The organism is Aurantimonas coralicida DSM 14790, from assembly GCF_000421645.1.
Lineage (GTDB): Bacteria > Pseudomonadota > Alphaproteobacteria > Rhizobiales > Rhizobiaceae > Aurantimonas > Aurantimonas coralicida.
The window spans coordinates 1-25,943 of the sequence record NZ_ATXK01000015.1 but is presented as its reverse complement, the minus strand read 5'-3'; the positions used below and the strand labels follow the sequence as shown (position 1 = coordinate 25,943).

Below are 25,943 nucleotides of genomic sequence, written 5' to 3'. Positions count from 1 at the left end.
CACCGATGACCAAGAAAGCGCGATGGCTGGTGGACCATCCGGCGTCGGCAGCCGACGTGGCGACCACATTCGAGGCTTCTTCAGCCAAGGGCTCGAACGCTATAGACTTGGCACCGCCGTCTATTGATGCCGATCTTGTAGCATAGAGGCCCCGGCATCACTGCGGGACCTCCGGTATTGAGCCCTAGACCTGCTCATGTTCGGTCAGCTCCGTTGGCGCGAGGCTCATCCGCAGACGTCGAATGAACCGTCCTTACAGTCGATGAAGCGACGCGAGCTCGGGTCGGCGATGAACGCCTCTAACGTGTCGATGTGATCGGACCACTCCGCTGGGATGTGTCGAAGGTGGAGCGTTCGACCATCCGCAAAGCTGATGCTCATTGCGTCCGAATAGCTGCTTCGGTCGCGGTTGATTTCATAGGTCGCGCCCGCTGCTTTCACCGCTTTGCGGAATTCTGCGGCTGGATTTTCGCGAACTACTTTTGATTCAGCGGTATTAACCGCCTTAGATCGAACTGCCATGCTTCAGTATCCTCGAAGTACGCCGCCTCTTGATTGAGACAACTCCAATATCTCATGACTCTGCTTCAATGTCAAACTGGAAAATCTTCAAGCCATTGATTTTGATGGTTTTTTAGGAAGGATCGCACCTGTAAGTGTTTGATTTAGATGATCCCGAGAATTTATCCTGCGGCTGATCAGGAAGGTGGCGTCTTGTGCATACGCCGCCGCCGAATCCACCTCGACATGGAAGTGTAGGCACCGTGAAGGGTGCACGCTCGCCGCTGCGCAAGAGCAGCTACTTTTCGAGCTTTCTCGAGCCGCGCCGAACAGCGGAAACGGCACTGGTCCGGTGCCGTGACCCCAGTTCGGTGCCCGCCGATTGGGCGACGATCCAAGGATCCGTCATCTCGTTCGAGTCTTGCATGCTGGCCGTTGAGGCGGCGCACGGCTTCGATGTGATCCTCGAGCGCGCCCATCCGGTATGCTGTTGCGACGGCAGTTTACGGATGGCGCTTCATGGCACGCCGGATGCTGACACGTTCCGCGCGGCGATGAGTTCGTTCAACCCGTGCCCTTTGCTACAGCCGGCGGCCAGGATGAATGGGGCGGCTCCATGAGCTACAGTGGAGGGAGCGAAGGCGGAAGCGACGCACGCCGCTCTCAATGCCTTTTGTCCACCTCTTCGATCTCCGCGACCTTCTTGCTCACGTGGTCCATGAAGTCGCCTTCAAGGACGGCGAACTTGCCGTTCTTCCGAAGGTCAGCGGCGACGATACAAACCCGGCCGCGCTCGACGCATTCCCTGACGATCTCGTACTCGAGGTCATCGGGGTCGGCGATGTTGTGGGCTTACGAAGGCGTCGCCGCATGACCGCCGCCCTCGCTTGGTTGCGCCCCCGCCGGCCGCTGGCTCGCGGCCGCCGGGGCCGGCGCACTGGTAGACCTCGGCATCCTTGCCCGCGTGTACGGCGCCGGGCGGCGAGCCGAGGAGTCTCGGGTAGCGCCAGCCTCCTCGACGCGCTGTGTGAAAGGAACCGGATCGATGAACAAGTTGACCGTCTCGATAATCGCGCCGCTCGCGACGAGCTGCCTCGCTGGGTGCGCGACGACGGGTAGCCCGTCCGGCTGCGACGGGTGGCAGGCGATCCGGCCGACGGCGGACGACCATGTGCGGCAGGTGCTGGAGCACAACAGGTTCGGTATCGTGCGCTGCGGGTGGCGGGCCTGAAACGAAGAGGCCTCGGCAGTGGTGCCGGGGCCTTTGTCGTGATCGTCTTGGCGTCGAGCGACCCTATTCGGGTCGGAGAGCCTCGAGGTCATACTCCTCGCCTTCCATGCAGTGGAAGAGCAAGTCGTTCGCCGCCTGCCACCGGAGGCCTTCGCGGGGCGCGCCGCTGAAGGTTTCGGATCCTTCCCAGTTGAGCTGGACCCATTCGGACAAGTGGTCGTGGTCCCGGAACGGCTCGTCCGAGCGCTCGAGGACCAACTCGAAGAGCCAGTCCTCGTTCTCCGCGAGCCAGTCTGCCAGCAAGTCGAGCCGCTCGTTCTCTACCTCGCGCTCGCGGTCGGGGAAGTCGCGCACCTCGGCACCTCCGCTGGTCCGCGCGTTCCCCTCGGCGCGCAGCTTGGGGTTCAGCTTCACGACCTCGGCCATCATTCGTGCTCCGCCCCGAACTCCGGCATGTCACCAAGGAGGCGCTGAACACTGCTGTCGTGCGCCCCCATCCAACCATCGAGCACGTCTCCGAGCTGGAGGCGGGTGAGCCCCAAGATCGGCATGCGCGTGCACACTACGGTTTCGAGGTGGTGTTCGAGGATCAATTCGCGCAGTTCGTGCATCATCATCGTGCAGGGCTCCTCCGGCGTGCCGGCCTTCTCGAGCACCTCGAAGACGAGACGGTAGCCGTGCTGCTCGAGGTAACCGACCAGCTTCTCCTCGAGGAGTTCCACCGGGTCGATGCGGGCGTTGAATCGCTCCGCGAATGCCGCGTCTCGGGCCAGCGCGGAGATCAGGAACGCCATCCCATCCCGGCGGCGGAAGCAGGCGCCCGTCGACTTGACCAAGTCGAGTAGGTGCGGACCGAAGTCGGTCTGCGTACATACCCACACCGCAGCGCCGCGAAGGACGAAGCATTGGCGGGTCGGGTCCTCGGGGTCGGGGAAGATCTCCGGCGCCCCGCCGAACAGGGCCGGGTTGGTCGCGAACTGCTCGCGGACCGTCAGTGCGATGATTGCGACCTTCGCGAAGTCGGCCGGGACTCCGCCGTCGGAGTAAACGATCCCGAAATTCTTCTGGGTCGCGTTCAGGTCGTCGAGGCTGATGATGCTGTTGTCGTTGTCGGACATGCCGATCCTCCGTTGCGGCACCCGTTCGGGTCGGTGCCAGACACCCTCATGCTCGGCAGCCACACGCCGCCTATGCGGCGGGCCGCGACGGTGGCGGCAGTGCTGGAGATGAGGGTGACGGAGGGGATCATCGGACGTCCATTGATGTGGGACGGGATACATCCCAGGAGTCGGGCGGCGCGTCGAGCCCGTCCTCGAAATGCGGTTCGCAGAGGCTCAATTCGCCGCTTGCAATTTTAGCCACCATCCTTCGGTGCACTTAGAGGGAGGACACCCGCATGCTCGCAGCCATCGCCGCCGCACTCCGCGCCGCCGCTTCCAGCCTCGCCGCCGCCGGCCGCTGGTGCTGGACCGCACTCGACTGGCTGGCGTCCATACCCGGCCGGATGCTCGGCGGTGGAGGCGGCTCCCTCCCCATGCCGCCCGAGCCCGCACCGGCGCCGGACACCGCGAAGGACATCGCGGCGCTGGTCGCCAAGCGCGGTCGCGCCCGCGAACTCCCTGGCTTGCTTCCGTCCGTCCTCGAGCCACGCCCCGATGGAACGGACCCGGTGTCCGCGATCGTTCACGCCTACGCCCGCGCTTCGGCGACGGACCGCCGGCAGGTCGACCTGTCGGCGCTGTCGCCGGACCAGGTGAGCTGGCTCCTCCGGCTCCGGCCGCACGACCTCAATCGCCTTGCGGCAGCCGGCGGCCTCGTCTGCGGGCGGCTGGCGCGGGGGATGGGCGGCGGCGCTCTGGGTGTCGAACCGTGTCGGCGTCGGGAAGCGGAGCCGTCGGCCGAGGAGTTGGCCGGACGAAAGGAGCCGTCGGCGATCGAGTCTTTCACTGATCGGGTGCGGCACCGGAAGGCGGGTGGGCCTCGACTGGTGATGGAATGACGCTTGCGGGGGCGGCTCAAAGATGGGACGCCCCTTTCTGTTTCAGGGCACCGCGCAGGTGGCTGGCAACCCGGCGAAGGCCGGAGTACGGAGGCCTGCGGCGGTCCTTCCTCTGGCGAGGCCGATGCTCATCACGGCCAGCTTCCCACTCGGCCTGTTCGTGGACTTGTGGTGGCTGCCGGCGTTTCGGCGGCGTCGTGGGCGAGATGGCCATCTCGCCAGCTCTCCGACCTACCGGAGGCAGCTTGCGGAGGTGCCGGGCGCGAAGGCGGCCGCTGTTGTGGCGACCGGGATGCTGACTGCACTGTGCGTCGGCGCGTTCTTCGCGAGGCGCCTGTGGCAGCGGCATTTTTGAGGCGGTCGGCGCGCGCCGGCCCGTCAGTCTGCTACCCCCCGCGCCTCGTGCCCGGTCTGTTCATGTCCTTCCGCAGTGCGACCGCGTCCCGCAGTGCGTCTCGAGCACGACCTGAGGAGTGGTCGGAACGCCGGGCGAGTTCTTCCGGCGTGTGGCCCGGTGTTCCAAAAGGTACGTCGACAGCCACTTCTCGTATCCGAGGCTCGTCACCGCCTCCTTCCGGATGTAAGCCGCGGGCCATTCCGCTTGCCGGGTCAACTCGACAGCCTTCCCCTCCTCGCGGCGGACACGATCCTGCTCGTCAGCAGATCGCTGATTACTGCTTACTGATATTTTCTCGCATTGTGGCCAAACTCAATCTTCTGACCGCCAGTGGACGAATAGACATCCTAAGAAAATTCGGGAATTATTACTCGAACTCCGCAGAAATTATTAGACTCATTCGTTACGATCTCTTGAATCGAGGTAGCCTTTTCCGGCGATTATCGCGATTACTGCCGAACCCATAAACAATATTGCGTAAACAAAATTTAAATACCCGTCTCCTATGGAAATTGACATTCCAGCGATCATTAGAGCCAAGTAACCCAGACCCATTGCTCCAAAAAACGCGATCATGGCATATACTACAGCTATCGCCATAACCCCAAGAGTTCCAATCCTCAACAATTTACATTCCTTTCATATAATCAAATAATAATATTAACCAGATTCTGCACGATTTACATAGATATACGATACCAATCACATATAGCTCGCCGAATTTTCGGTATTTCACAATGAATTGCTGTTATGAGAGGATGTCTAACCAAGCCAGACATCCAGAAACAGCATGAGGACGAAACCGATGGACAGGCCCAGAGTTGCCTTGTCCTGATGCCCCCTACGGTGCGTCTCAGGTATGATCTCGTGACTGATCACATAGAGCATCGCGCCCGCGGCGAAGGCTAACCCCCAAGGCAGAAGCGGCTGCGAAAACGTAATGATACCCGCGCCGAGCAGACCGCCGATCGGTTCCACCAGCCCAGTCAGTGCGGCGATGCCCCAAGCACGACGCTTTGAATACCCCTCCCCCAGAAGCGACACGGCCACAGCAAGACCCTCGGGGGCGTTTTGCAACCCGATCCCGATGGCCAAAGGCAATCCGTCCTTCAGCCCGCCTGATCCGAAGCCAACGCCGACAGCAAGACCCTCCGGGAAATTGTGGATTGTGATCGCGATGATGAAGAGCCAGACGCGCCTGAGCGAGGCGGCCTCGGGCCCTTCGCGCCCCACGCTAAAGTGCTCATGCGGCAGCTTCTCATTCATCAGTGCAACGGCGCCCATGCCGAGCAGGATTGCCAGGCAGACGATAGCAGCCGGTGCCGCCTCGTTGTCGAATTGCAACTCAGCAGCGTCGAGCGCAGGAATGATCAGCGAGAAGAACGAGGCGGCCAGCATCACCCCCGCCGCGAACCCGAGCGAGAGATCTCGCGTTCCTTGCGAAGGAAGTCGTCCAAAGAGCACCGGAACGGCACCGAAGGCGGTCAGGGATCCGGCAGCAAGGCTGCCCAAAAATCCGAGAGCTATCGGGGAAAATTCAGTCACGAGCCACTTGCGGCTACCTCTTCGGCCACTCTCGTCCTCAGTTCCGCTTTTCCGAACGGCGCGAGCGGCCTCCCATTTACGAAGAATGTCGGAGTCTGGCTTACACCCATGGTTTCCACATCGGCGCGATCCTGGTTCAGGATTGCCGTTGTCTGAGGCGCCTGCATTTGTGTTCGAGCGGCATCGGCATCGAGTCCCGCACTTGCAGCGATCTGCAGGACCAGCCCTGGCTCAGGAGCTCCATGCGAGGCCCATTGCGGCTGCTCGCGCATGATGGCTTGAAGCACCGGTTCGAAGACGCCCTGCATCCTCGCCGCCTCAAGGACGCGGATGGCTTCTTCGGACCCCTCGCCATGGAACGGTGTGTAGCGTAGGACCACGCGCACCGCCGCGCCATGCTCGGCTATAATCTGCTTCACAGTCGGGTAGAAGGCGCGGCAAGCCTCGCAGGCGGGATCAAAGAACTCGACAATAGTGACCGGTGCTTGCTCCGGTCCAAGGATCGGCGAATACGGTCGCAACAATGCCTCAGCCTGCTCAGGCGGGAGGGTCCCCGTGGCAGTGGCGGTGATGGCCGCGGGGCGCGTAGCGAACCACGAGGCCGCAGCGAAGACCGCAAGGCCCACGACAAGAATGGACAGAATCAATGGTCGGCGGGTCATGAACGCGGTTCCTTCAAAGAGAGAATCGATAAGCTCGCCGTGAGAATGAAGGCCAGAAGCGACAGAAGCGGGATGGGGACGCCAAGGATTGCCTGGTTGTCGTCGGTGCAGGAAGGTCCCGTCGCGGTGCATGGCTGGACGGGCTCCGGGATGATGCCCGCGTAGAGGCCGATATGCCAAAGCGCGACCATCCCCCCCCCGAGGCTGAGCGCTACACCGTAGCGCCCGACGCGGGCATCCTGCCACCAGAGGCCAAGGCCTAGGACGATTGGTAGCGGAAACATAAAGGCACGCTGATACCAGCACAGCAGGCAGGGCATCCGGCCCAGCACCTCGCCGATGAACAGCACCGAGAGCGACGCCACAACCGTTACAACCCATGCGGCAGTCAACGCTGCTTCGCCAGTCACTCTCGTTGTCATGCGTCTATGTACCCTCTCAACTCAGCGAGCGCCTCCCCAGCGGGAATTCCCGTCCGGGCCAGCAGCATGAAGAACGCGTGCTCCGAGACGCCCGCACACGATTTCCGGAAGGGTGTCAGTTTCAATACAATCGGCCTGACCGCGATTCTCGGTTCATTGCGTTCCTACATCCTCAAGCTACTGGAGGTTCAAGCTGCTTTCCTGAGACCCACGATGGTTTCACGTGCCTGTGACTCGGGAGCTCCCCTTGCCGATCCGCGCAGCAGTATCTACCAAGACTGGAACATTGCGGAGACGCGGATGCTGACTATTGGCGCTCTTGCCAGGAAGACTGGGTCGAAGGTGCAAACGATCCGCTACTACGAGCAGATCGGGCTGATGCCCGAACCGGGCCGAACCGAGGGCGGACAGCGGCGCTACGGCGACGCCGAACTCGACCGGTTGTCCTTCATCCGTCATGCTCGACAGCTCGGCTTCAGACTGGAAGCGATCCGCGAACTCCTGAATCTGAGCGATCAGCCAGATAAGCCGTGCCAGGAAGCCGACTCCATTGCGAGACGGCAGTTGAAGCAGGTGGAGCAGCGTCTCGCGCGGCTGGAAGCCTTGCGTACGGAACTCGAACGCATGGTGCATGAATGTAGCGGTGGCCGAACAGCCGATTGCCGCGTGCTGGAGGTACTGCGCGACCATTCTGAATGCCTGACCGACCACAACGAGATCGGCGCCTAGAATGCCCGCGGCACTCGTCTATCCGCTTGCCGCGCTGGCCGAGATCGCCGGCTGCTTTGCCATCTGGGCATGGTGGCGCCTTGATGCATCTGCCCTTTGGCTCGCGCCGGGTGTGGTCGCTCTTGTGGCGTTCGGCTGGCTTCTCGCACAGGTCGATACCATCGCAGCGGGACGAGCCTTCGCCGCCTATGGCGGGGTCTATATCGCGGCCTCGGTCCTCTGGATGTGGCTCGCCGAAGCACATCGCCCCGACAGATGGGATGTGCTCGGTACCACAGTCTGCCTACTCGGCGCAGCGATCATACTCGCCGCCCCGCGTGGCGCCTGAATCTTTCCTCTTGAAGCTACAGTTGCTGGAGCGATTACACGTCTCGTCGACCGATTCTTCGGCTGATGTTGGTGCACCGCTCCATCCGCACGATGCGCCAATGCACCTATGGCACACGGGTGATAGGCCGCAAATCCTTGGACTGCGTCCGCGGACCGTTATGGGCGTCGATTCTTCAGCACTATGGGCCAAAGGGAACATCCGATGCCGCACGATCATGGACATGCGCATATCGACCCGGATTCCGGCGACCGCCGGGTCTCGATTGCAATCTGGGCCAACGCTTTACTGACAGTCGCCCAGATTTTTGGAGGCATCCTGTCCGGCAGCCTCGCGCTGGTCGCCGACGCACTGCACAATTTCTCCGACATGGCGTCGCTGGCAATTGCTTTTGCCGCACGCAAGATCGCACGGAGGCCGGCGGATGCACGTATGACCTTCGGCTATGGCCGGATCGAAATCGTTGCGGCGCTTATCAACTACACCACGCTGATCCTCGTCGGCTTCTACCTGATCTACGAGGGCGGCATGCGGATGATCGATCCCCCCGAGGTCGCGGGCTGGACGGTGGTCATCCTGGGCGGCGTGGCACTTGTGGTCGACACGTTAACGGCTTTGCTCACGTACTCCATGCAGAAAGGCAGCGTGAATATCCGCGCGCTCTTCCTCCATAATCTCTCGGACGCACTGGCATCGCTTGCCGTCATCATCGGCGGTACGCTCATCATTCTCTACGACATGCGCTGGGTTGATCCGGCCATCACGATCGGCATCGCGCTCTACATCCTCTATCTCGCTTTCACCGAGATTGGAGGCCCGATCCGGACCCTGATGCTGGGCAGCCCGCCGGACATCGACAACGACTCCGTTGTCGATGCGTTACGCGGAGTCGACGGTGTCGCGGACATCCATCATGCCCATTTTTGGCAGATGGAGGAGCATGTTGCCGCTCTCGACACCCATGTGGTGATAGAGAAGAAAGCCTGGGATCGCCTCGAAGACATCAAGCAAGCCATCAAGCGGATGCTCGAAAGCGAGTTCGGCATCACCCATTCAACGCTCGAGTTCGAGCGAGAGGACCAGTCGCATTGCAGCGCAGATCTGTATGGCCACGACGCCCGTCCTAGCCGGCAAGAGGATGATTGAGACCGGCCGCACCGAGTTCCAGAGTCTGCTTCTCCTTGCCGAAAACTCGGCCCAGCAAAAGTGATTTCTGACGAGCGCCGGACAGCGTTGGGAGGCAGATGTAAACGGACACCTCAACCCGGCTCTGGCGAATAATCCCACCTCCAGTCGTGGCTCCACAGCGCGATTCCATGATGGTTGGTGTCAGATCCACGAGGCAGTGTGCGCACGGAGGCTCGGTTTTCGACGGGTCAGAATCGGAACTGCGCACCGGGGAATTTGTCGGACGGGCTTCGGTCACTGAAATGAATCCGCAGCCTTGGCGGCTCGGAAGCATACTGCTTACGGCTCGGAAGAAGACAGCTTCTCAATCGTCCTCCCGCTCTGCGCCGTCTCCTCTCCTGTAGCCGCACCCGGATAAATGACTCAGTGAATCGACTAAGTCTCTGTTTATATTGATTTAAGGTGCGCCACTGCGACTAGGTCTTTGACTCTGTCGGCGCGGAACCTGACTCGATCCGAAAGGAGTGCGCGAAAGGTTGACTCGGCACGGGTCAGAGGTCACTAAGCGAAGGCGAAGCAGTCCACGAGGCGCCTTCGGAGTGCCGACGAACTCCCTCGGCCGCTCAGGAACGATGTTTCAGATCCCGCTGAGGAAATTCAGGTCCAAGACCTGGCTCTCGTGCAGGTCGCGCGCCGTGAGTTGGTCGAGGGTGCCGATCCTTAAGACGTCCCTCGACCCAGGAGTACCCCTCCGGAAGGGCGACGGGGTCGAGCTGGGCATTCAGCTCCGCAGCCAACTCCTTTTCTGTGGCGGGAAGTTCGCCGTCCTCGAGGACCGCGAACAGCAGGACTTCAACAGCCCCCGCCTCCCAATGCGGGTACGCCGTGACGCGGAGCATCCGGATTGATCGATAGATGCGGCCGAGTTCCGAATCCTTCTCGTGCTTCGAAACGATGCGGCTGCGCCACCTGGATAGTGCGCGTACGAAGGCGTCCGGGTAGACGAAGCGCCCGTGCTTGCGCTCAAGCGCGCTTCCGAACCCGGCCCGCCCCTCGTCAGTCCGGAAACCTTCCTGCCGCGTCCAGCTCCAGACCACGGCCCACGGTCATCATGCGGCCGAGGTCGACAACAACCTCGGTCGACGGTGGGTTCTCGAGAAGCACAGACCGGAGTCCTGCCGGACGCCGCCTCCTTCATGAACGCCTCGGACGCGGGAACGAGCGGAGAGAAGGTAGGTGGGAGAACTCCCACAAAAGGTTCGCAAGGGCCGCGAATACGAGATAACGGCGCAGCGCGACCAGCCAGTTTCGCCGCTCCGCAACATGTGACATCGGCGCCGCGATCATTGAAACGCTCGAAGGATGCTGTCGAGCCAGCCGCTCTCCGGCGGTGGCGTGTTCGTCAATGCGTTGATGTAGACAATCAGGTTCGTGCGGGCGAATTCCGCGCCGTGGAAGATGGCGGCATGGCGTCCACCGCGGTCGATGACATGGATCATTGGCGCGTAGGTCGTACGCGCGGACAGGGCTGCGAAGGACGCCGCCGCCTTGGCGGCGCCATCACCCACCGTGACGGGCAGCCAGTTCGATCTGTCCAAGTCTGCGACAGAGGCGACACCCACCGTGAGGAAGGTGACCCGATCGCGCATCGACGTGATGTTCACCCCCTCTTGCACCGCGCGCAAAAGCGCCTGCTGCGCAATGCAAGGCGAACCGCAGACCGCGGGTGCGAAGCTGACCACGAGTATCTTGTCCTGAAGCCCGTCCAGACGCACCGTCGATCCGTCGGCAGCGGTCCCATTCAGCGGTGGCGCAAGGCGTCCATCGGAATGCTCGAAGGCGGGCTCCCGCTCGGCCATGAGTTCGTCGATCGGGGCGTCGGAACTATGCGCGGAAGCGCTTCCAATGGGCGCGAGCATCAACGCCAGGATGAGAACGATACGTTCCGCTATCCGCCCTCCAAGCCGTCGGCGGACTGCCACCGGCTGTGACCTTCCCGGTGAGCGCCGCGACGCGCCTGCGAGAGACCGTGTTCTCTCGCTCCGACTGGTTGGTTCGTCAACTGATCCGGGATCAGGCGTGATACCGAGAACTCCCGAGCTTTGACGTGGGCGGTTTGGCCCGGTTGCGCCGTCTCGTCGGTGACGGGCCTGACTGATAGTCCGCGCTGCGCACCCTCGCCTGGGAAGCGCAGCGCCAATACCGAGCGCGCCGATATCCGTCAGCGCCCGCAGTCGTAGGCGAGGCAGGGAGAGGTAGGCTGATTTCATCGGGTCTCTTTCAGCGGGGAGACGCAGGCCCGAATGTCGGTGCGGGCCTGCGCGACTATTAGCCGTCGTTTTTCGGGACGGCGTGGTGAGGCTGGGCGGCCATTGCCTGCATCATCTCGGTGCAGGCCTCCATCATCGGGCGCATCTGCTGCATCATCTGCATCATGCCTTGCATGCCTTGCATGCCTTGCATGCCTTGCATGCCCTGCATGCCGGACTCCTCACCGCCCATCATGCCTTGCATGCCGGACATGTCGCCGCCCTGCATGTCACTGCCCTTCATGGTGTCGCCCTGCATCATCTTCTCAGGCGCGGCATCCTCCTGCGCGAAGGTCACGGGTGCGGCAATGATGGCCGCGAACGCGATCGCAAGGCCAAGTCTGGTGTTCGTTTTCATGGTCGTTACCTCAGTTGGGTTTGGTTTCAGTCCCTGGTCGTACCCGGCACGTCGGTCGGGCTCCTGTCTGCGTCACAGCTTTTGCTCTTGCACATGACGCAGTATCCGGTGGCGCACATCACAGCGCAGGGGGCGAGCGCCAGGATCAACGGTGCGGCCCCGATCGCCGTGAGCCAGCCCCAGTTCAACGCCATCCCCGCGCTGGTGATCGCCATCGTGGCGATCACCAGCCCCCTGCGGCCCAGCGGCATGCGAAACCCAGCGGAGCGCGGCCTCGGGGCCGGATGAGATGTGTCGGTCAAGTTCAGTTCCTTCCGTTTGCGATGATGTTTCCGAACAGCGCGATGCCCTCCGCGCTGTCCCGCTGCCAAGGATCTCGAGCGACAGCCGTGTTCACGAGTCACCCTCGTCGTTCGCTGTGACGTCGGCCTGAAACGTGCGCTGCCGCTCCGGCCAAGTGCTCTTGATGAAGGCGAGCACTGTCCGGATCTGTTCGTCCGTCAGCACGTCTTTGAAGGCGGGCATGTCGCTGTCGTAGCCCGGCACGACCCCACCAACGCCCAGCCTTGTAATGATGAAGAGCTGCCGATCCGCGTGGTGCCAGGTGTGCCCGGTCTCGTCATGCGGCGGCGCCGGCATTCGGCCGTTATCGAGCCGCCGCATCCAGTCGGTTTGACCCTCCAGATTGTCGCCATGGCAAGACGCGCAGTTCGCGGCGTAAAGGTCCTGCCCAAGAGCGATCTCCTCCGCCGTGACCGGCTCGCCCAGGAAGGTGACGTCCTGCGCAGCCGCCTCGCCGCCGCGCTGCTCCGCCAGCACGGCGGCGACCACGAAAGCCGTCGCCGCAGCACCGGTGGCGAGGACGACTGCCATTGTCTTCATTTCTGCCCCCGGACGTATTTCGCCAGCGCCACGACGCCAAGGACCAGAACCGACACGACGAGCAAGAGCACAAGCCCGCCGCCGGCCATCATCAGGCCCATCATCGGCCCGCCCATCATTCCGCCCATGCACTCACTCATCGGAGTAGACGGAGATTCCGCCCTCGCCGAAGGCATACGTCTTCAACGTGCCGGTCTTCTCCGGTGCCATTCCGGGGGCATTGCCCGGCATGCCAGGGAGCGTGATACCGGCGATCTTCGGACGCTCCGTCACCAGGCGCTCGATGATCTCCGCCGGCACGAGGCCGCTGACGTAGTAGCCGTCGATCTCGGCGAGATGGCAGCCGATCCCGTCCTGCGGCACGCCGACCTCGACCGAGCGCCGATCGAAACCCGGATCGTCGACGCGGGTGACATGATAGCCCTTGCTTTCGAGGTACTCGGCGTAGGTGTCGCAGCACCCGCAGTTGGGGTCCCGCCAGATCGTGACCTGCCTGGACGGCATGGTCTGTTCCGTGGGGGCGGCATCAGCGGTGGTCGCCCGGCTTGCATCCTGCGCCGAGGACAAGGTGCCGAAGGCAATACCTCCAGCGACCGCGAGGGCCGCAATCGAGGTGATGGCAAAAGCTTTCTTCATGATAAAATCCTTCAGGATGCCGCAAGCGCGGACCAGGTGATGCCGCGGTCGCGGCTCTGTTTCAGGCCGCCATCCAGAGCGGCGACGATGTGTTCAGGATCGATCGGGTTCACCGCCACGGCGGAGGCGTCACCCGACGTCAAACGGGACCAGACGACGCCGGCGTCCTTTGAATTCCAGACACCCGACGGCAGCGCGGCGTAGAGGGTCTCCGGGGCGGTATGTACGCTGACCAGCGCACGGACCGGCTCGCCCGACGGCAGCGGCGCTTCGGGAGGCGGTGCATCGCCGGCTACCAGAGCGTCCATCGCGTTGCCGGGCTGAACGTCCTGCCAACGGCAGAAGCAATCCGGCACGCGCGTGATCCCGGTGTCGGTGCCCGCGTAGATCCAGATCCCGCCCATGCCGGTCGCGAGATCGACCGAGGCAAGCGAGCGAAGATCACGCTCCGCATCATCGAGCCACGGACGGTCCATCGCGAGGCTCCAGTTCCTGCCGGCATCCTCGCTTTTCCAGAGGCCGTCACTGCGGATCGCGGCGTACATCATGTCGGGCTGGCCAGCCGCCATGATGACCGTGTCGACGGCCCCTTCGCCGTTTCCGACAGCACGATCTTTCCATGTGCGTCCTCCATCCTGCGAGATGGCAACCCGGCCGGAAGCGAGCCCGGCGACGATGCGGCCTGGCCGTTCGGGATGCGTTGCCAGCGCAAGGATGCCATCGGGCCCGGACAAGGTGCTTCGCGTGCGTCCCCCGTCGTCGCTGCGACTGAGCGTTGCTCCTGCGACGAGCAGCGCCTTCCCGTCGAATGCGAGAACCACGGCCGGGAACGATGCCGACATGGCCGGGCGTAACGCGACCGGAAGCGCCAGAAGTCCGACTGCGGTCAAGGAAGCAGACAGAAATCCGCGTCGGGTCTGATGGAGGAAGCCCTGCGGGCTCCCGGAGGCGGACATGGTGGCGCCCGAAGGCGCCGGGTCGGGATTTCGAGCCATTGTTCAACTGTCACTGATCGATTGGTCGTCTGCCGAAAAGCCGGAAATAATCCGGCATCGGTCACCACCGTGCTTCGGCGCCAACGCACCGATAGTCACGGAAAGACGCCCCGACGCGATAGCGCCGGGCGTCAGATCAGATGAGAGTTCGAGGGGGCTGCTCTGTCGGAGGGCACGTCAGGCCACAATGGTCGTCAGTTACCGCCGGGTCCAATAGACCGCCCGTCGGCTGAACGAACCGATCGCCGTGCGGTCCGAGGACGGCCGCAAGACTGCCTGAGCCGCAAAGGAAATCGCAGGCGAGGCCCATACCGCCAACTTCGGGACCATCACAGGCCTCGCAGTCCGCCATGTCCATGGATGCGACGTCGATGGCCACCATGTCGGCGGCCATCTTTGCCGAGCCAGCCGCATGCGCAACCGAACTCGCCGCGAATGCGGCGAGGAGTGCGACAAATATCAGGCGGGCGATGAACTGCATGAGCGTAGGCTATTCCTCGTTCTGTCCAATTGCCAGCGCGGCACATGGGCGATCTGTCCTGAAGCCAGACCGGATCATGGCGAGCAGACCATCTGATCTCCTGGACATCCCACGGCTAGCGTCACGATGGTCCATTACCATCGCAGTGAACAGATGGGGCTTCCCCTCACTGGAAGGTCAAGAGCGACAAGAGGCTATTTTGATAGCCTTCGGCAAAGGCCGCCGCATCAGGCATCGTTTGGGTTTGCTGTCCTGCGAAAATACGAGCGTCGATAGGTTCGCTTGCGCGGGCTTCGCCACCCGTCACGGTTTCCAACCCGGCTGACACAAGCGTGAAAAGGGTGAAGCCCCCCACGAAAGCAAGCACGGATCCCCGGTCGTCCTCGCGCGCCTCGTGCGCCTCTTCCAGCATATCCTCGACGGCTGCCACGGTCAGCAAGCCGGCAACGAAGACAAGGGCTGCCATCTTCACGCTCTCTCCCGCACCTCGCAGTATGAAGAATGCGACGAGGGCGGACCCGACACAAAACAGGATGAACGACGCCGAAAGAAGCAGCCGACGCCGTCGGGGCACCCCCTTGTCCCGGAAGTTGGCCATCGCGGCGTAGCCTTCCGGGACATCGGCCAATACCTGGCCGAACGCCAGAACCATCGCAAGGTTGCTGGATACGGCCGAGCCCGTTCCGAGCATCATGCCGTCGCTGGTGAGATCCACCGCGACGGCGACGTAGATCATCCACATCCCCGTTCGGTTCCCGCGGCTGCCATCCTTCTGAAGTCCCTCCACGAGGGCCTCGATCATGACATAGGAGACGCCGCCCGCCGCGAAGGCTGCCGCGAGCCACCAGCCGGCCAGAACGTCTACGGCCTCGGGGATTAGTTCGACCGCGACGATCGCGATGACGATTCCGGAAGCGGCATGCAGCGCCCAGTTCAGTAGTCGGGAAGACGGCTTCCAGAACTCTGCCACGAGCGCCCCGGCGAAATTTCCCGCTCCCGGCAGGAGAGACAGGAAGAAGACCTGCCAGAAACTACTCATGCCGCGTCCCCTGAGCTGTCGTGTTGGCGATGGTGCGATGGCAGATAATGAACTTCTGTTGCTCTCATCAGGCTTTCCTGCCCTGCGCTCAACGATCCGAAGGCTTGAATGAACCTAGCTCCGGGCGACAGAATCGGAAGGGTTCGGCGGGCCAAAGCGGGGGCCTCATCCTGTCATTCAAGGCGCCTTTGATGCACACCGGGATGGTCGGCTGATATCTTGTGAAACATTTCTACGATCAGGGGCTTGCTCCTCTAGCCGCTGGAGGTTGTAGCCATCCGGTGGCAGAAGATGGGACCCACCGATGGCGGCAGAACTCCAGCAGACACGCTACCGCGTCAGCGGCATGGATTGTGCCTCGTGCGCGTCGAAGATCGACAAGGCTGTGCGACGTCTGGAAGGCGTCGGAGACGTAGCCGTGTCGGTCGCGGCCGGCACGATGACGGTGGCACACGAGAAGGCGCTCACTCCGGCAGCAATCATCCGCCAGGTAAAGAACCTCGGTTACGGAATCGGAGAAGTTAGCCGCGGCGTCCGAGGAACCGGCAATGCGGCGGCTCCCACTGATGGCGAGAATCCGAACCATCATTCGCATGCCCACGAGCATGCTGGCGATGAAGCGTGGTGGAGAACGCCCAAGGCGGTTCTGACGCTGACGTGCGGCCTCGCATTGGCAATTGCCTATCTGGCGGGCGTGGCTTTTCCAGCGTTTGAGAGCTGGGCCTTCCTGCTAGCACTCGCCGTTGGCCTCGTTCCGATCGCAAGGCGCGCCGCCGCAGCAGCTCGCTACGGCTCGCCGTTTTCCATCGAGATGCTGATGACGATTGCCGCCGTCGGCGCGGTGATCATCGGCGCGACGGAAGAAGCAGCGGCCGTGGTCCTCCTGTTTCTGATCGGCGAGATGCTGGAGGGCGTGGCCGCCGGTCGGGCACGGAAGAATATTCAGGGCCTGACGGACCTCGTGCCGAAGACGGCGCTTCTGGTGCGGGACGGCGAGACGGTCGCGGTAGCCGCCGACGGACTGGCCGTCGGCTCCATAATTCTGGTGCGCCCCGGCGATCGCGTTGCGGCGGACGGCGTCATCGCCGAGGGAGCCGGCGAGGTCGACGAAGCGCCCGTGACAGGAGAGAGCGTACCAAAGCGCAAGAGCGTCGGCGACACGGTGTTCGCGGGCACGATCAATGCAAGCGGTGTGCTGCGGATCAAGGTCACTGCCGCCGCTTCCGACAATACCATCGCGCGTGTGGTGCGGCTGGTGGAGGAGGCCCAGGAGGCAAAGGCCCCAACCGAGAGGTTCATCGACCGGTTCTCCCGTTACTACACCCCTGGCGTCCTGGTATTCGCGGCGCTGACGGCGATCCTGCCTCCGCTCCTTTTCGCCGAGCCTTGGAACGACTGGATCTACAAGGGTCTGGCCATCCTCTTGATCGGCTGCCCCTGCGCGCTCGTCATCTCGACCCCTGCGGCCATCGCTGCCGGAATGTCCGCCGGTGCCCGCCGAGGTCTCCTCATGAAGGGCGGTGCGGTACTGGAGAACCTCGGCAGAGTGACCGCTGTCGCGCTCGACAAGACCGGGACAATCACGATGGGAAAGCCCGAGGTCACCGACGTGATCGCGATCGGCCGAGCGGAGCGGGACATACTTTCCTTGGCCGCGTCGCTGGAACAGGGATCAAGCCACCCGCTGGCTATGGCAATTCTGCAGGAGGCAAAGGCCAGGAAGGCGCCGCTCCCGCCGGCGTTCGACGCCGAAGCCATTCCGGGCGAAGGGATCGCCGGCAGCGTCGGCGGCGAACGGGTATTCCTCGGCTCTCCCCTGGCTGCAGGTCGGCGCACGCAGATCTGCGAGAACGTTAGCACCAAGATCACCGTTCTCAACGACGCGGGCAAGACCGTCTCCGTCCTTCTGGCCGGTAACACGGTTGCAGGTCTGATCGCCATGCGGGACGAGCCCCGCCCCGATGCCGCATCGGGGCTCAGGGCCCTGCGCGGTCGAGGCGTCCTGATCATGATGCTGACGGGCGACAACCGACGGACAGGAGACGCCGTAGCGAAGAGCCTGGGGATCCGGGCGCGGTCGGAATTGCTGCCGCAGGACAAGCAGCAGGCGGTGCGAGACCTCCAGGCGGAGGGCCATTTCGTTGCCAAGGTCGGCGACGGCATCAACGATGCCCCCGCCCTGGCTGCCGCAGACATAGGCATCGCCATGGGTGGAGGGACCGACGTGGCTCTGGAAACAGCGGACGCCGCGGTCCTGCATGGCCGGGTTCAGGACATTCCGGACATGATTGCCTTGTCGCGATCCGCAATGCGCAACATTCATCAGAACATCGCGATCGCGCTTGGCCTCAAGGCGGTGTTCCTGGTGACGACTTTACTCGGCGTGACGGGCCTCTGGCCAGCTATCCTGGCAGATACAGGAGCAACGGTACTGGTGACAGCCAACGCCATGCGACTGCTCGGCTGGAGGCCGCAATGATCAACGTGACCGAGCAAGTCCTCCGCCTCGGGCCTCTCATCGTTCTCCTGACAACCTGCTTCTGGCTGATGATTGCAACCAGCCGAACGTCGTCCATGATCGACGGCAAGGCTTACGGCTTCGCCGGAAACTCACGCCAGCAGGTCGCACAGGGATTGTTCCGCCTGAGTGTCATCGGCGCCCTTGGCGCGCTGATCGGATACGCCGCAGAGATAAGGTGGCCGATCCTGCGTCCGGTCGGCAAGCTCGAATGGCTGCACGCAGTCGGATTGGCGTTGGCGCTGGCAGGCCAGTTCCTGACGGTTTTTGCACAGTCCAGCATGGGAAGACGTTGGCGTGTGGGAGTTCCCTCCGCCGCGCCGGACGCACTGGTCACGCAGGGTTCATTTGGGGTCTCACGCAACCCGGTGTTCCTCGGCATGCTCGCAATGGCCCTAGGCCTGGCACTGGCGGTTCCGTCGATCGCGATGATCGTTTGCGCCACCGCCTTCTGGCTGGCCTGCGAGATTCAGGTCCGGGATGAGGAGCGGTTCCTCGAAAGTGCCTTCACAGACCAATACGTCGCTTACCGGTCCCGGGTGCGACGATGGTTCTAATCCGTGTCAAATCAAGGAGAGCAAGATGCGTAGTTTTGGGAACACGCTCGCGACGGCTGCGGCAGGCTTACTCATGATGTCGTCCGTCGCATCGGCGACAGGCGAATCGGTGGAGGTCTTTTCCACATCTGGCTGCGGCTGCTGCATCGGCTGGATTAAACACATGGAGGGCGCCGGGTTCGAAGTGACGAACGACAACCTCGCGATGGCTGATCTGTATGCTCGAAAAATGAAGGCCGGACTGAAGCAGGATCAGACTTCCTGCCACACCGGTTTTGTCGAAGGATATGTCATCGAGGGGCATGTTCCGGCCGCCTCTGTGGCGCGCCTCCTTAAAGAGCGACCGGATGCGATCGGCCTCGCCGTGCCCGGAATGCCGGTGGGGTCTCCCGGCATGGGCGAAAGCGGCGAACCGTACGACGTACTTCTCGTGCAGACTGACGGATCTGCAACCGTCTACGACACCTACCCGCAGTCCAAGGATGTTCCAGTACAATGAGGTTTCCGACATCGATCGTCCTCGTCCTCACCCTGACCGGAGCTGCGGCCGCGCACGAAGTAACGGCCGGGGACCTGGTCATCGGTCATCCCTGGTCGCGCGCAACGCCTGCAACAGCCAAGACCGGCGTGGGATATCTGACAGTCACGAACAACGGCAGCGAGCCGGATCGGCTGATTGGCGGTTCCGCGGACGTCTCGGCAGGATTCAGGTTGCACACCTCCAAAATTGTCGACGGAGTCGCACGGATGCGCCCGCTCGAGGGTGGGCTCCCAATCGCTCCGGGCGAAACCATCTCACTAAAGCCAGGCGCCACCCACGTGATGTTGACGGGCATGAAGAAGCCGATTCTGGAAGCCGAGCCCTTCGCAGGAACTCTCGTGTTCGAGAAGGCGGGTTCCGTGCCGGTCGAGTTCACAGTCGAAGGCTTCGGCGGACGCCCTGCGGAAGCGTCAGATAGCCATCTGGAGAAACGACAGTGAGCCCGAAAACCCTTCGCAGAACGTTGTGGGGCGCCGTCGTCGTCCTGTGCCTGTTCGTGGGCGCGACTGCTGGCGTCACCATCATGCGCGCTTCGGGTCAGGCTCCCCTCCCCGGAGAAGCGTCATCCGGTATCGCCAACATTGGCGGCGAGTTTTCTCTTGTCGACCACGAAGGGCGACGCCGTGAATGGCGTGACTTTCGGGGTGAGCCGGTAGCGCTGTTCTTCGGCTTCACGAATTGTCCGGATATCTGTCCGACGACCCTTGGTGAACTCTCGGTGCTGCTGGACGATCTTGGTCCCCAAGGCGACGATCTTCAGGTACTCTTGATCAGCGGCGATCCGGAGCGGGATACGCCGGAGCGGCTCAACGAATACCTAAAGTCGTTTGATCCGCAGATTGTTGGTCTGACCGGCACAGAGGCAGAAGTTGACGAGGCATTCTCGGCTTTCAAGGCCTACCGCGCACTCGTTCCGCTGGAGAACGGCGAATACACGGTCGATCATTCCGCCGGGGTCTACCTATTTGATCGCGACGGAAGCTTTTACGGCACATTGGACATCCACGAGTCGCCAGAGGTCCAGCGGCAAAAAGTTGAGCGCCTGTTGGCTAGCTGAGAGATGCCGAAGCGGCGCTCAAGCTGACTCGAGCAAAAAGCTGCTGCCGACGCCACCCACAAGCAGCCAACGAACCGGCCTTTCGCAAAAATCTGGAAATCGAAACATGCCCCAGCCCGCGCGAATGCGCTCATTGCGGCACAGGGGTGAAAAGAGGCCGCACCGAGGATGAAAGCGTTCCGCATTGGATTGGCTTCTCGGTGTCGTGCCCGAGCCCAATCCGGCGGCGCTCCATATCGGGAACGATCACGAACACCCGTCAACGCCGTTCTCGCGCGGCGCTGGCGGGTCACCGGACATCGGGAACAGGTACCGCCACCCGCCGATCTACATCATGAAGACGATGCGGCGGATCTTGCGGCCGCTCTCCTCGCCGCGCTCCGCCTCATGGTCCCAGAGGTAGTTGAAGCGGTAGACCCCGCCGACGTTCACTCGGCGTGCTCCCCGGCGTCGATGAGTTCCTGGAAGCCAGCCATGAGGTTCTCGAGGTCCTCCTCCGGCGCTTGGTCGACCCAGTGCGCCTGGTGGCCCTCGTCGAGCCGGCTGAGTCTGTCCCAGGCCTCCGACGGGACCATGACGATCTTCCGCTTCCCGCGCTTCCTCAGGCCCACCGGCTCGCTCAGCGCGCGGTCGAGGATGTCGCCCGAGCTGCGGTTCAGGTCGGAGAACGTGAACTCCCTCATGGCATAGCTCCTGAAAGCATAACATTCGTACCCTTTCCCGCCCCAGGGGGGGGGGCTGGTCAATGCGGAAGCCACCACCATGTCGCCATGCGTGTCACATCAAACAAAGTTGCTCGCTCTTTAAGTTGCGAGCAACAAAGCCGCTGCTATGACCCATCCATGGGAATTTTCCTCCGCCTCGCGCTGCTTGCCGCCCTGCTACTTGGGTCGATGAGTCACGCCGCGGCCGTGGTCGAGGCGGTCGAAAGTCCCTGCCACATGGCGGAGCGGCTTTCATTGGATCCGCTCTATGGAGCGGGCACTATGGACGGCCCGGCGCCAGCGACGACGCAGGAGGCGAGTTCGGCCCACGCCCTCCACTGCAAACTTCCTGCAATGCAGGTCGTGGGGCCGTTTGTGGAGAGCCCTCGCAGAGCCGTGCTCCCCCTTCCGCGGTCGATCGAGTTGGGCTCCGGAGGCTCCCCCGGCCGGATCGAGCGTCCACCCATCTCGTAGTTACTAGACAACAGCACTGAGCCGAAAGCTTTTGTAGCGCGGCAGCTCGAATTCATCGCTCCCGCGCCGCTCTCGCATCCGTGCTTTTAAGGCCGGTTCACGCGCTCGCCGTACCGCGTTTGCGCGCATGAGCGAACCGATCCAAGAACCCGATGAGAACTCGACGGCCTCTCGGGCCACGCCTATTTCAAGGAGAAGACATGATCGACGCCAAGACGCGCCGCCCCCCGGCAATCACCCATCCATCGTGCGATTCGGCAAGCCGGGATGGAGCGACCGGCATGGACCGTCGCGCATTCATTGCGGTAATGGCGAGCGTTGCGCTCACGGGCTGCGTCTCCACGCAGGAGCCGACACGTGTCGTTCCGATCAAGCCTCCAGAGCCCAAGCCCGTACTCCCCGCGATGTACCGGGCGATGCCCAATGAGCGCTTTCCGATCCCGGCGGTCGACGTTAGCAATCTCGATCGACGGCTCTGGCGGCAAGTCGTCGACTACCCCACCACCGAGCGGGTCGGAACGCTCGTTGTCGATACGCCCGCCAAGTACCTCTACCTCGTGATGGAAGAAGGAACGGCGATGCGCTACGGGATCGGCGTCGGTCGCGGCGGCTTCTCCTGGTCAGGGCGGGCGACGATCGCCTATAAGCGCAAATGGCCGACATGGACGCCTCCGGCCGAGATGATCAAGCGTGAACCCGAACTCGCGCCATACAGTGCGGCGAACGGTGGAATGCCACCGTCCCTCGACAACCCACTCGGGGCCAGGGCGCTCTACATCTTTCAGGATGGGCGCGATACGCTCTACCGCTTGCATGGTACAAATCAGGCTTGGTCGATCGGAAAAGCGGTTTCCTCTGGTTGCATTCGCCTCCTGAATCAGGATGTCATCGACCTGTACGGACGGGTCCCGGACGGAACCCCTATCCGAGTAATTCCGGATCCAGCGACCGCTATGTCTGCCTAACAGCGGGTGACCGAGCGCCATCGAGTCTGGCGGACTCCCTCACAAGTTCGAGCGTTCGCCGTTTAGGACCGGGCCGGAGTTTGGACCCGATCTCCGATCTTCGGACGGTCCGGCCATCCAAACGATGTGCCGATAAGTCCTGCCATACAATTGCGTAAGCGGACGAGCATCGCGGTCGCTGAGCCACGGCTGTCGTGATCATCGAATATCGGTGGTCCGCCAAACACCCACCGCCGTCGTCGGCGAGGCGATCGCCTCAAATCCGCCGGAACTGTCGCTGAAATCAGTCGCGAACCTAGTCAAGGATGAATGCCCAAATGGATCGACGCTTCGTGGCGGTCAGTACCCTTGCGCTAATCCTGACGTTCGTACCCGGATCGGCGTCTGCCAGGACGGTGCACCCTTCCAGACCAGGCGAACTCTTGACGGTTGAGCACGCCGAGTTCGTCCTGTCTCCCGATCCTGCCGAGCCGATCGACCTCTATCTGGTCGTCTGGAACGGCACCGGTAGCAGCGTGACGATCAGCGGGGTGACAAGCCCGGCCGTTGCCCGCATCGCCGTCTCCCGCGGTCCGCATTCAGAGGACAAGCCACGAGCGGGCCTGTCCGGTGGTCTTGCCGTTCCCGCACGCTCCGAACTTCTCATGAAGGAGACAGGCCTGCATCTCCTGGCTGCCCCGCAGGAGCCGGCCTTGTCGCCTGGCGCAATGGTGCCCGTTACAGTTTCCTTCTTCGACGGCAGCGAACGGACCATTGTGGCGAATGTGCTTGCCGCGGGATCACCCCCGGAGGACCATCATCATGGCTCGTGATCGATCTCGTTCGGCCCTGATCTTGACGATGATCGCGACCAGCTTGTTTGCGTTCCCTGCCAAGGCAGCAGACATTGTGCCCCATCTGGCTGTCTACGATATGTCTATGCTCCGCAAGTCCTCCGATCTCGTCGGTGGCAGCGGACGCATCGCCCTTAAACTCGAGCGCGAAGCCTGTGAGCAGATCGAGCTGGACTACCGCTTCGTCGCCCGCTTTGAGCGCGAGGATGCCACCGTCGTCACCGACCAGCAGACGGTTTCGGTCGAGAATTTCGCCGCAAGGGCCTACCACTTCACCACGCGGACCTTCGTCGACAACGTCGAGGGATGGGTCATCCGCGGCAGCGCGACAAATACGGATACTCGTACGCGTGTTGAAATTGCCGAGCCAAGTGCCGAAACGTTCGACCTGCCATTGTCGGTCTTTCCCACAGCGCACACGATGGATCTCATCGACATGGCGATTGCTGGGGAAAGCCTCGTCGAGGCCCGTCTCTATGACGGCGACAACGAGGCAGGGAAACTCCTGACGACGACGGCGATCATCACCCCCGTCGAAGCGGAGGCAACGCCGCCCGGACCGGCGAATCCTGAGGCTGCCTCCTCGCCTGTCGCTGCGATGCTCGATCTGCGCAGATGGCGGGTGGCGGAGTCCTATTACAATAGTGACAGCAAGCTGGACGGCCTGCCACTGTTCCAGACAAGCTACACCCTGTACGAGAACGGCATCTCGGACGACATCATAATCGACAACGGCGACTACGCGTTCTCGGGCTCACTATCCAAGCTCGAGCTTGCGTCGGCGCCTGACTGCGAAGATGCCTCCTGAGATGCGGAAACTGGTGCACGATCCCGGCCGCCGACGCGTGGTTCCAAATCCAGCCGTTGAGAGAGGCGCGACCCTGAACTCCTACGATCTAATGCCTTCCCTGCCGTATGTGGCGCGGGCAATGTTTACCGCGATCACCCTGTTGTCCATCGGCGGGTGTGTCTCGATCACGGAGGATGCCTACACGGACCTGGCGCCGGCGACTCTCGCAGTGGCCGAGAGAACCCGCCCGGAAGGTTCGATTCTCATGCGCATATTCAAGGAGGAAAGCGAGCTGGAGGTTTGGAGGCAGGGGGCAGACGGCCGCTACGCGCTTCACAAGACCCATCCAATGTGCCGCTGGTCAGGGCGGCTAGGGCCGAAGACGGCTGACGGCGACAGGCAGGCGCCCGAGGGGTTTTATCAGGTTACGGCAAGCCTGATGAACCCGAACTCGAAATATCACCGCTCCTTTAATCTCGGCTATCCGAACCAACTGGAACGAGCGCTCGGTTACACCGGAGACTCCCTCATGGTCCACGGCGCCTGTTCCTCCGCGGGTTGCTTTGCCATGACAGACAATGGCGTGGCCGAGGTGTACGCCGAGGCGCAAAGTGCCTTCCGGATCGGACAAAGCGATTTTCAGGTCCAGTCTTTCCCATTCCGTATGACGGCTGAGCAGATGGCGAAGCATCAGGGCGACCCGAACATCGAGTTCTGGCGCAACCTTAAGCTCGGATACGACGTCTTCGAAGTCACCCGCAGGGAGCCGACGGTCGCGGCCTGCGGAGGGCGCTACGTGTTTGATGCCCGCCGCGTTGACGGCGCTGCGGCACTCGAACCGACCGCTGCCTGTCCTGCCATGAATACCAGGGTCGATCCCCGAGTGTCGGCAAAGCGACACGACGACGAGCGGGTTGTGCAGAAGCTTCTTGTAGAAGGCCGCGCCGAGATGGCGATGGCTTATGTCGATGGCGGGATGCACCCCAAATTCCGCAGCTTGCTGGCACGTCTCGGCGCGGAGGAGCTCGCCAGGGAAACATCGAGTACCGCCGTCCAGATCAGTCGACCCGATGCAGCTCTCGTTGATCCCTACCAGGCGGGCCAATAGGTCCGATCACCCGCCAATTCCTGATGTCCGGATCGCCCGAGCTGAACCGATCGAGAATGTTTGGCAGTTCGTTGGGACACTTGGCCCTCCAACCGCATTGCCGCCGCCGCCGCCGCCGCCGACGGTATCGTCGACCTCTGCCGCGGCAAGTTTGTCGATCAGCCCTTGAAAATCGTCCTCATCGAACTGCGGGAGTCGGCGCATGAATTCTGACCTGCGCTCTTTGGTATTTGGCAAATCCCGATCCGGCAGCGATGCTCTAACCCGCTCGAGCAACCAAATATCAATGGCCATGTGCGACCATCTCCTTCAGCGTCAGACTTCGGAGATAAGAGATGACCAACCGACGTCAGTTCATGATTGGTGTCCTGCTATTCTCTGCCCTGTCCGGTCCAACGGCCGCGCATCAAGCGTTCGAGCTTGATACGAAGTTTCTGCCGCAGCGTGTCGCCTTCTCTGGTTTCACACCCGGAACCATTGTCGTCGATCCGAAGGCGAGGTTCCTTTACCTGGTGGAAGAAGACGGTTTCGCGCGGCGCTACGGCATCGGCGTAGGCCGAGCTGGACTGAGCTTTTCCGGCCAGGCAGTAGTTGGCCGGAAGGCTGAATGGCCCCGTTGGACGCCGACACCAAACATGATCAAGCGCGAACCAGGGAAATATGCAAAATACGCGGGAGGGCTAAAGGGCGGCCCCGGCAACCCTTTGGGTGCCCGGGCGCTTTACCTTCATCGAAACGGCCAAGATACTCTCTA

Annotated in this window: 36 protein-coding genes; 19 read left to right on the top strand and 17 right to left on the bottom strand. The window is 62.5% G+C overall.

What is annotated here, in order from left to right:
- Positions 1-5 precede the first annotated feature (5 nt).
- Positions 6-146 (top strand): hypothetical protein, encoded by a 141-nt coding sequence (locus H536_RS24605; RefSeq protein ID WP_154653361.1) that lies wholly within the window; start codon positions 6-8, stop codon positions 144-146.
- Positions 147-225: 79 nt separating this feature from the next.
- Here the strand turns inward: H536_RS24605 and H536_RS24600 are convergent, their stop codons facing one another.
- Entirely contained in the window at positions 226-522 is a 297-nt protein-coding gene (locus H536_RS24600) for a hypothetical protein (protein WP_148233768.1), read from the bottom strand.
- 242 nt (positions 523-764) lie between these two features.
- Here H536_RS24600 and H536_RS0120805 point away from each other — a divergent pair, with 242 nt between their 5' ends.
- Both H536_RS0120805 and H536_RS0120800 read left to right on the top strand, forming a co-directional pair.
- Positions 765-1,121, top strand: a complete 357-nt coding sequence (locus H536_RS0120805) for a hypothetical protein (RefSeq protein WP_148233767.1) — start codon at positions 765-767, stop codon at positions 1,119-1,121.
- A gap of 425 nt (positions 1,122-1,546) precedes the next feature.
- A complete protein-coding gene (locus H536_RS0120800; protein ID WP_024352275.1) occupies positions 1,547-1,732 on the top strand; it encodes a hypothetical protein in 186 nt (61 codons plus the stop codon).
- A 63-nt stretch (positions 1,733-1,795) separates the two neighbouring features.
- On the opposite strand, the gene H536_RS0120795 is transcribed toward H536_RS0120800, so the two are convergent.
- Together H536_RS0120795 and H536_RS0120790 are read right to left on the bottom strand one after the other, a co-directional pair.
- A complete protein-coding gene (locus H536_RS0120795) occupies positions 1,796-2,161 on the bottom strand; it encodes a hypothetical protein (RefSeq protein ID WP_024352274.1) in 366 nt (121 codons plus the stop codon).
- Entirely contained in the window at positions 2,158-2,850 is a 693-nt protein-coding gene (locus tag H536_RS0120790) for a hypothetical protein (protein WP_024352273.1), read from the bottom strand. Before H536_RS0120790 ends, H536_RS0120795 begins: the two co-directional genes overlap by 4 nt.
- 278 nt (positions 2,851-3,128) lie before the next feature.
- Between H536_RS0120790 and H536_RS0120785 the strand changes: the two genes are divergently transcribed.
- A complete protein-coding gene (locus H536_RS0120785; protein ID WP_024352272.1) occupies positions 3,129-3,731 on the top strand; it encodes a hypothetical protein in 603 nt (200 codons plus the stop codon).
- A gap of 124 nt (positions 3,732-3,855) precedes the next feature.
- Positions 3,856-4,086: a hypothetical protein gene (locus H536_RS0120780; RefSeq protein WP_148233766.1), complete on the top strand. Its 231-nt coding sequence runs from the start codon at positions 3,856-3,858 to the stop codon at positions 4,084-4,086.
- 438 nt (positions 4,087-4,524) lie between these two features.
- Here H536_RS0120780 and H536_RS24815 read toward each other — a convergent pair whose 3' ends face one another.
- The 4 genes from H536_RS24815 to H536_RS0120765 form a co-directional block, all read right to left on the bottom strand.
- Positions 4,525-4,755 (bottom strand): hypothetical protein, encoded by a 231-nt coding sequence (locus H536_RS24815; protein ID WP_161600114.1) that lies wholly within the window; start codon positions 4,753-4,755, stop codon positions 4,525-4,527.
- A gap of 135 nt (positions 4,756-4,890) precedes the next feature.
- Positions 4,891-5,673: a ZIP family metal transporter gene (locus H536_RS0120775; RefSeq protein ID WP_009209156.1), complete on the bottom strand. Its 783-nt coding sequence runs from the start codon at positions 5,671-5,673 to the stop codon at positions 4,891-4,893.
- Positions 5,670-6,335: a DsbA family protein gene (locus H536_RS0120770; RefSeq protein WP_009209155.1), complete on the bottom strand. Its 666-nt coding sequence runs from the start codon at positions 6,333-6,335 to the stop codon at positions 5,670-5,672. Before H536_RS0120770 ends, H536_RS0120775 begins: the two co-directional genes overlap by 4 nt.
- On the bottom strand, positions 6,332-6,745 hold the full coding sequence (locus H536_RS0120765; protein WP_205620018.1) for a disulfide bond formation protein B: 414 nt from the start codon (positions 6,743-6,745) through the stop codon (positions 6,332-6,334). The genes H536_RS0120770 and H536_RS0120765 overlap by 4 nt, the downstream gene beginning before the upstream one ends.
- 312 nt (positions 6,746-7,057) lie before the next feature.
- On the opposite strand from H536_RS0120765, the gene H536_RS0120760 reads away from it, so the two are divergent.
- The 3 genes from H536_RS0120760 (at position 7,058) to H536_RS0120750 (ending at position 8,960) form a co-directional block, all read left to right on the top strand.
- A complete protein-coding gene (locus H536_RS0120760; protein ID WP_009209153.1) occupies positions 7,058-7,486 on the top strand; it encodes a MerR family transcriptional regulator in 429 nt (142 codons plus the stop codon).
- A 1-nt stretch (position 7,487) separates the two neighbouring features.
- Positions 7,488-7,814 (top strand): YnfA family protein, encoded by a 327-nt coding sequence (locus tag H536_RS0120755; protein WP_009209152.1) that lies wholly within the window; start codon positions 7,488-7,490, stop codon positions 7,812-7,814.
- Positions 7,815-8,018: 204 nt separating this feature from the next.
- Positions 8,019-8,960, top strand: a complete 942-nt coding sequence (locus tag H536_RS0120750) for a cation diffusion facilitator family transporter (protein ID WP_024352270.1) — start codon at positions 8,019-8,021, stop codon at positions 8,958-8,960.
- A gap of 1,325 nt (positions 8,961-10,285) precedes the next feature.
- Here H536_RS0120750 and H536_RS0120740 read toward each other — a convergent pair.
- Both H536_RS0120740 and H536_RS0120735 read right to left on the bottom strand, forming a co-directional pair.
- Positions 10,286-10,801: a cytochrome-c oxidase gene (locus H536_RS0120740; RefSeq protein ID WP_148233765.1), complete on the bottom strand. Its 516-nt coding sequence runs from the start codon at positions 10,799-10,801 to the stop codon at positions 10,286-10,288.
- Between the two features lie 469 nt (positions 10,802-11,270).
- Positions 11,271-11,609 (bottom strand): hypothetical protein, encoded by a 339-nt coding sequence (locus tag H536_RS0120735; protein ID WP_024352267.1) that lies wholly within the window; start codon positions 11,607-11,609, stop codon positions 11,271-11,273.
- Between the two features lie 108 nt (positions 11,610-11,717).
- On the opposite strand from H536_RS0120735, the gene H536_RS25050 reads away from it, so the two are divergent.
- A complete protein-coding gene (locus H536_RS25050) occupies positions 11,718-11,897 on the top strand; it encodes a hypothetical protein (RefSeq protein ID WP_192844236.1) in 180 nt (59 codons plus the stop codon).
- A 105-nt stretch (positions 11,898-12,002) separates the two neighbouring features.
- Here H536_RS25050 and H536_RS0120725 read toward each other — a convergent pair whose 3' ends face one another.
- The 6 genes from H536_RS0120725 to H536_RS0120700 form a co-directional block, all read right to left on the bottom strand.
- Entirely contained in the window at positions 12,003-12,482 is a 480-nt protein-coding gene (locus H536_RS0120725) for a c-type cytochrome (RefSeq protein WP_202797861.1), read from the bottom strand.
- Positions 12,483-12,487: 5 nt separating this feature from the next.
- Positions 12,488-12,619 carry a hypothetical protein gene (locus tag H536_RS25400; protein ID WP_255341185.1) on the bottom strand — a complete coding sequence of 44 codons (132 nt, stop codon included), beginning with the start codon at positions 12,617-12,619 and terminating at the stop codon, positions 12,488-12,490.
- 4 nt (positions 12,620-12,623) lie between these two features.
- Positions 12,624-13,127 carry a DUF411 domain-containing protein gene (locus tag H536_RS0120715; protein WP_024352265.1) on the bottom strand — a complete coding sequence of 168 codons (504 nt, stop codon included), beginning with the start codon at positions 13,125-13,127 and terminating at the stop codon, positions 12,624-12,626.
- An 11-nt stretch (positions 13,128-13,138) separates the two neighbouring features.
- On the bottom strand, positions 13,139-13,969 hold the full coding sequence (locus tag H536_RS0120710) for a WD40/YVTN/BNR-like repeat-containing protein (protein ID WP_202797860.1): 831 nt from the start codon (positions 13,967-13,969) through the stop codon (positions 13,139-13,141).
- A gap of 289 nt (positions 13,970-14,258) precedes the next feature.
- On the bottom strand, positions 14,259-14,603 hold the full coding sequence (locus H536_RS0120705) for a hypothetical protein (protein ID WP_009209146.1): 345 nt from the start codon (positions 14,601-14,603) through the stop codon (positions 14,259-14,261).
- A 166-nt stretch (positions 14,604-14,769) separates the two neighbouring features.
- Positions 14,770-15,642 carry a ZIP family metal transporter gene (locus tag H536_RS0120700; RefSeq protein WP_009209145.1) on the bottom strand — a complete coding sequence of 291 codons (873 nt, stop codon included), beginning with the start codon at positions 15,640-15,642 and terminating at the stop codon, positions 14,770-14,772.
- Positions 15,643-15,946: 304 nt separating this feature from the next.
- Here H536_RS0120700 and H536_RS0120695 point away from each other — a divergent pair, with 304 nt between their 5' ends.
- From H536_RS0120695 to H536_RS0120675, 5 genes are read left to right on the top strand one after another with little or no spacing between them, the layout of a single operon-like run.
- Entirely contained in the window at positions 15,947-18,121 is a 2,175-nt protein-coding gene (locus H536_RS0120695) for a heavy metal translocating P-type ATPase (RefSeq protein ID WP_009209144.1), read from the top strand.
- The gene (locus tag H536_RS23460; RefSeq protein WP_024352263.1) at positions 18,118-18,717 is read left to right on the top strand and encodes a methyltransferase family protein; all 600 of its coding nucleotides are present in this window, start codon (positions 18,118-18,120) and stop codon (positions 18,715-18,717) included. The genes H536_RS0120695 and H536_RS23460 overlap by 4 nt, the downstream gene beginning before the upstream one ends.
- Before the next feature lie 25 nt (positions 18,718-18,742).
- Positions 18,743-19,216: a DUF411 domain-containing protein gene (locus H536_RS0120685; protein WP_024352262.1), complete on the top strand. Its 474-nt coding sequence runs from the start codon at positions 18,743-18,745 to the stop codon at positions 19,214-19,216.
- On the top strand, positions 19,213-19,698 hold the full coding sequence (locus tag H536_RS0120680) for a copper chaperone PCu(A)C (RefSeq protein ID WP_009209142.1): 486 nt from the start codon (positions 19,213-19,215) through the stop codon (positions 19,696-19,698). Before H536_RS0120685 ends, H536_RS0120680 begins: the two co-directional genes overlap by 4 nt.
- Complete coding sequence (locus H536_RS0120675; RefSeq protein WP_009209141.1) at positions 19,695-20,315, top strand: SCO family protein; 621 nt, start codon at positions 19,695-19,697, stop codon at positions 20,313-20,315. The genes H536_RS0120680 and H536_RS0120675 overlap by 4 nt, the downstream gene beginning before the upstream one ends.
- A 428-nt stretch (positions 20,316-20,743) precedes the next feature.
- On the opposite strand, the gene H536_RS0120665 is transcribed toward H536_RS0120675, so the two are convergent.
- Entirely contained in the window at positions 20,744-20,998 is a 255-nt protein-coding gene (locus H536_RS0120665; protein WP_024352261.1) for a type II toxin-antitoxin system Phd/YefM family antitoxin, read from the bottom strand.
- A 776-nt stretch (positions 20,999-21,774) separates the two neighbouring features.
- Here H536_RS0120665 and H536_RS0120655 point away from each other — a divergent pair.
- The 4 genes from H536_RS0120655 to H536_RS0120640 all read left to right on the top strand — a co-directional run bounded on the left by H536_RS0120655 (position 21,775) and on the right by H536_RS0120640 (position 25,189).
- Entirely contained in the window at positions 21,775-22,458 is a 684-nt protein-coding gene (locus tag H536_RS0120655; RefSeq protein ID WP_035695290.1) for a L,D-transpeptidase, read from the top strand.
- Positions 22,459-22,775: 317 nt separating this feature from the next.
- Positions 22,776-23,270 (top strand): copper chaperone PCu(A)C domain-containing protein, encoded by a 495-nt coding sequence (locus H536_RS0120650; RefSeq protein WP_024352258.1) that lies wholly within the window; start codon positions 22,776-22,778, stop codon positions 23,268-23,270.
- A complete protein-coding gene (locus tag H536_RS0120645; protein WP_060576946.1) occupies positions 23,260-24,099 on the top strand; it encodes an EipB family protein in 840 nt (279 codons plus the stop codon). The genes H536_RS0120650 and H536_RS0120645 overlap by 11 nt, the downstream gene beginning before the upstream one ends.
- 121 nt (positions 24,100-24,220) lie before the next feature.
- Positions 24,221-25,189, top strand: a complete 969-nt coding sequence (locus H536_RS0120640) for a L,D-transpeptidase family protein (protein ID WP_024352256.1) — start codon at positions 24,221-24,223, stop codon at positions 25,187-25,189.
- 6 nt (positions 25,190-25,195) lie between these two features.
- On the opposite strand, the gene H536_RS24595 is transcribed toward H536_RS0120640, so the two are convergent.
- On the bottom strand, positions 25,196-25,483 hold the full coding sequence (locus tag H536_RS24595; protein WP_148233764.1) for a hypothetical protein: 288 nt from the start codon (positions 25,481-25,483) through the stop codon (positions 25,196-25,198).
- A gap of 41 nt (positions 25,484-25,524) precedes the next feature.
- Between H536_RS24595 and H536_RS23945 the strand changes: the two genes are divergently transcribed.
- The coding region (locus H536_RS23945; RefSeq protein ID WP_081652017.1) for a L,D-transpeptidase at positions 25,525-25,943 on the top strand (419 nt) is incomplete at its 3' end.

Excerpts from the sequence above, each read along its gene's own strand:
- H536_RS0120800 (WP_024352275.1), top strand. The coding sequence starts at position 1,547 with ATGAACAAGTTGACCGTCTCGATAATCGCGCCGCTCGCGACGAGCTGC.
- H536_RS23460 (WP_024352263.1), top strand. The coding sequence starts at position 18,118 with ATGATCAACGTGACCGAGCAAGTCCTCCGCCTCGGGCCTCTCATCGTT.
- H536_RS0120705 (WP_009209146.1), bottom strand. The coding sequence starts at position 14,603 with ATGCAGTTCATCGCCCGCCTGATATTTGTCGCACTCCTCGCCGCATTC.
- H536_RS0120710 (WP_202797860.1), bottom strand. The coding sequence starts at position 13,969 with ATGTCGGCATCGTTCCCGGCCGTGGTTCTCGCATTCGACGGGAAGGCG.
- H536_RS0120750 (WP_024352270.1), top strand. The coding sequence starts at position 8,019 with ATGCCGCACGATCATGGACATGCGCATATCGACCCGGATTCCGGCGAC.
- H536_RS0120795 (WP_024352274.1), bottom strand. The coding sequence starts at position 2,161 with ATGATGGCCGAGGTCGTGAAGCTGAACCCCAAGCTGCGCGCCGAGGGG.
- H536_RS0120700 (WP_009209145.1), bottom strand. The coding sequence starts at position 15,642 with ATGAGTAGTTTCTGGCAGGTCTTCTTCCTGTCTCTCCTGCCGGGAGCG.
- H536_RS0120780 (WP_148233766.1), top strand. The coding sequence starts at position 3,856 with ATGCTCATCACGGCCAGCTTCCCACTCGGCCTGTTCGTGGACTTGTGG.
- H536_RS0120755 (WP_009209152.1), top strand. The coding sequence starts at position 7,488 with ATGCCCGCGGCACTCGTCTATCCGCTTGCCGCGCTGGCCGAGATCGCC.
- H536_RS0120725 (WP_202797861.1), bottom strand. The coding sequence starts at position 12,482 with ATGGCAGTCGTCCTCGCCACCGGTGCTGCGGCGACGGCTTTCGTGGTC.
- H536_RS24595 (WP_148233764.1), bottom strand. The coding sequence starts at position 25,483 with ATGGCCATTGATATTTGGTTGCTCGAGCGGGTTAGAGCATCGCTGCCG.
- H536_RS0120735 (WP_024352267.1), bottom strand. The coding sequence starts at position 11,609 with ATGAAAACGAACACCAGACTTGGCCTTGCGATCGCGTTCGCGGCCATC.
- H536_RS25400 (WP_255341185.1), bottom strand. The coding sequence starts at position 12,619 with ATGGGCGGAATGATGGGCGGGCCGATGATGGGCCTGATGATGGCCGGC.
- H536_RS0120715 (WP_024352265.1), bottom strand. The coding sequence starts at position 13,127 with ATGAAGAAAGCTTTTGCCATCACCTCGATTGCGGCCCTCGCGGTCGCT.
- H536_RS0120655 (WP_035695290.1), top strand. The coding sequence starts at position 21,775 with ATGGACCGTCGCGCATTCATTGCGGTAATGGCGAGCGTTGCGCTCACG.
- H536_RS24605 (WP_154653361.1), top strand. The coding sequence starts at position 6 with ATGACCAAGAAAGCGCGATGGCTGGTGGACCATCCGGCGTCGGCAGCC.
- H536_RS24600 (WP_148233768.1), bottom strand. The coding sequence starts at position 522 with ATGGCAGTTCGATCTAAGGCGGTTAATACCGCTGAATCAAAAGTAGTT.
- H536_RS0120665 (WP_024352261.1), bottom strand. The coding sequence starts at position 20,998 with ATGAGGGAGTTCACGTTCTCCGACCTGAACCGCAGCTCGGGCGACATC.
- H536_RS0120770 (WP_009209155.1), bottom strand. The coding sequence starts at position 6,335 with ATGACCCGCCGACCATTGATTCTGTCCATTCTTGTCGTGGGCCTTGCG.
- H536_RS0120650 (WP_024352258.1), top strand. The coding sequence starts at position 22,776 with ATGGATCGACGCTTCGTGGCGGTCAGTACCCTTGCGCTAATCCTGACG.
- H536_RS0120685 (WP_024352262.1), top strand. The coding sequence starts at position 18,743 with ATGCGTAGTTTTGGGAACACGCTCGCGACGGCTGCGGCAGGCTTACTC.
- H536_RS0120645 (WP_060576946.1), top strand. The coding sequence starts at position 23,260 with ATGGCTCGTGATCGATCTCGTTCGGCCCTGATCTTGACGATGATCGCG.
- H536_RS0120790 (WP_024352273.1), bottom strand. The coding sequence starts at position 2,850 with ATGTCCGACAACGACAACAGCATCATCAGCCTCGACGACCTGAACGCG.
- H536_RS0120740 (WP_148233765.1), bottom strand. The coding sequence starts at position 10,801 with ATGGCCGAGCGGGAGCCCGCCTTCGAGCATTCCGATGGACGCCTTGCG.
- H536_RS0120695 (WP_009209144.1), top strand. The coding sequence starts at position 15,947 with ATGGCGGCAGAACTCCAGCAGACACGCTACCGCGTCAGCGGCATGGAT.
- H536_RS0120785 (WP_024352272.1), top strand. The coding sequence starts at position 3,129 with ATGCTCGCAGCCATCGCCGCCGCACTCCGCGCCGCCGCTTCCAGCCTC.
- H536_RS0120760 (WP_009209153.1), top strand. The coding sequence starts at position 7,058 with ATGCTGACTATTGGCGCTCTTGCCAGGAAGACTGGGTCGAAGGTGCAA.
- H536_RS0120640 (WP_024352256.1), top strand. The coding sequence starts at position 24,221 with ATGTTTACCGCGATCACCCTGTTGTCCATCGGCGGGTGTGTCTCGATC.
- H536_RS0120680 (WP_009209142.1), top strand. The coding sequence starts at position 19,213 with ATGAGGTTTCCGACATCGATCGTCCTCGTCCTCACCCTGACCGGAGCT.